Origin of the sequence: Segatella cerevisiae, assembly GCF_024054555.1 — a bacterium.
In the GTDB taxonomy this organism is placed as follows: Bacteria; Bacteroidota; Bacteroidia; order Bacteroidales; family Bacteroidaceae; genus Prevotella; species Prevotella cerevisiae.
This window is the reverse complement of the sequence record NZ_JAMXLY010000101.1, coordinates 1-1,799: the sequence shown is the minus strand read 5'-3', so window position 1 is coordinate 1,799 and position 1,799 is coordinate 1. Positions and strand designations below refer to the sequence as shown.

The window sequence follows — 1,799 nt, the reverse complement described above, 5'->3', positions numbered from 1 at the left end:
CTTGTCTACCTGGCATACCGCAACATACGCAGGAAATGGACCATGCCGATATCGAATTGGGGACTCACGGCTCAGCAATTGGCTATAAAATTTGGAGACAGATTCAAGATTATGTAACTTTGCTGACTGTAATGTCCCTCATCCGAAAAACACGATTGGAAATCGTGCCTTTCTGATGAGGTTAACAACTAAACAAAAAAGGACTTTGACACAGTTCATCTGACTATCCCGTTACATGATCTTTGTACCATAACAACCTGTCTGATATTTTTGGATTCTCAAGCCTTCGTTTTCCTCTTTTTTGTTACTTTTGCACCGAAGTGATTCAATACCCTTAGTCATTAAGGATATTATTAATTTTGCTCATTATGGCAACAGAAATCAGGGCTATTCGTCCGGCTACTCTCGAGGATTTACCTGCTATCATACAGGTCATAGATGCGGCTAGACTCATTATGAGGCGGAATGGTGATATGGCACAGTGGAATGACGGCTACCCTTCAGGAGCCGACGTCATTTCTGATATTCATAGGCAAGGCGCATTTGTCATCGTGGATGATGGAGTCATCGTGTCTTATTTTGCGTGTCTGCTTTCACCTGAGCCGACTTATCGCATCATTGACAAGGGGCAGTGGCTTGATGACATTCATCCCTATCACACGATTCACCGTCTGGCTAGCCTTCCCAATGTTCACGGCATATTCAAATCTGTAATGGATTTCTGTTCCTCCCGATATGACAATATCCGGATCGATACACATCGTGATAATAAGATCATGAGACACGTCATTCAGGAATATGGATTCACCTATTGTGGTATCATCTATCTGGCATCCGGTGATGCACGGTTTGCATACCAATGGATAAAATGATCTTGTTTGTGATGGTAAAATAGTCGGCTCGAATATGAAACTCAGTCAGGGTATAAATTCCGTCAGTACTCATGTAGTGTATGCTTTGACTTTGCATTGAGTATTTGCTGATTCAGTTTTTCTGTGGGAAGAGTGCTTGCATGGCATCGTAAGATTCCCGTATAATAGAACTGGCAATAACTCCAGTCACAATTTCAATTACTGTTCATAGTTCGTCTACTTTTTATGCAATATATGTAATGCTGTAAATAATAGATAGATCAAAATTAAGAGTAACGCATATACAAGTGTTATATGTAGAATTAAAAATCTAGCTGAGCACACAGTGATGTATAAAAGTAATAACATGGTTGTTGCTCTAAAAAGATAGCAATATTTTCTCCATGCATGATTAGGCTCTATACCAACAGGAGGTCTCTTAGTACTATTTATCTTTTCAGGATGTTCTTCATAATAGAGTAAGATGCAATAAACGAGGCACATGACCATAGGCAATAGAAATAGGGTTTCAGATGGACCGAGAGATTTGATGTTACCGACAAAATCCCAATGTAATACAATGTTATCGCCCAATTTCTGAACATATATAGTAATAACCAGGGAAATAATAATGAATAAAATTGGTAAGGATTCTTTCTTCTTGAATTTCATAGTCTTTGTTATTAGTTTATTTCCACAAACCGTGATTCTGTGTATTTTAGTTGGTATATTGCAATATTAATAGTTGCAAATATAGGTGTAAAATAAACCATTTCCAAACATTTTAATAGTTTTTTTCAAAAACGGTAAGAATATAATATGGTGAATTCAACAAGCAAGTGCAAATTTAGATAATCTTATCATAAAAGGATTCAAGCGGACAGTCAAAGTTCAACTTCTTTCTTGGTCTTGTGTTAATTTTATACTCAATCATCTTTATTTTCTGAA

At 37.2% G+C, this 1,799-nt stretch carries 2 protein-coding genes and 1 pseudogene; 1 reads left to right on the top strand and 2 read right to left on the bottom strand.

What is annotated here, in order from left to right:
* Nucleotides 1-368: 368 nt before the first annotated feature.
* On the top strand, nucleotides 369-872 hold the full coding sequence (locus tag NG821_RS12465) for an N-acetyltransferase (protein WP_252761982.1): 504 nt from the start codon (nucleotides 369-371) through the stop codon (nucleotides 870-872).
* Nucleotides 873-1,088: 216 nt separating this feature from the next.
* Here the strand turns inward: NG821_RS12465 and NG821_RS12720 are convergent, their stop codons facing one another.
* Nucleotides 1,089-1,523, bottom strand: coding sequence for a DUF1648 domain-containing protein (locus NG821_RS12720; RefSeq protein ID WP_394802093.1), 435 nt, complete (start codon nucleotides 1,521-1,523; stop codon nucleotides 1,089-1,091).
* A 175-nt stretch (nucleotides 1,524-1,698) separates the two neighbouring features.
* Nucleotides 1,699-1,799: pseudogene (locus NG821_RS12755) on the bottom strand (IS30 family transposase); the annotation flags it as partial.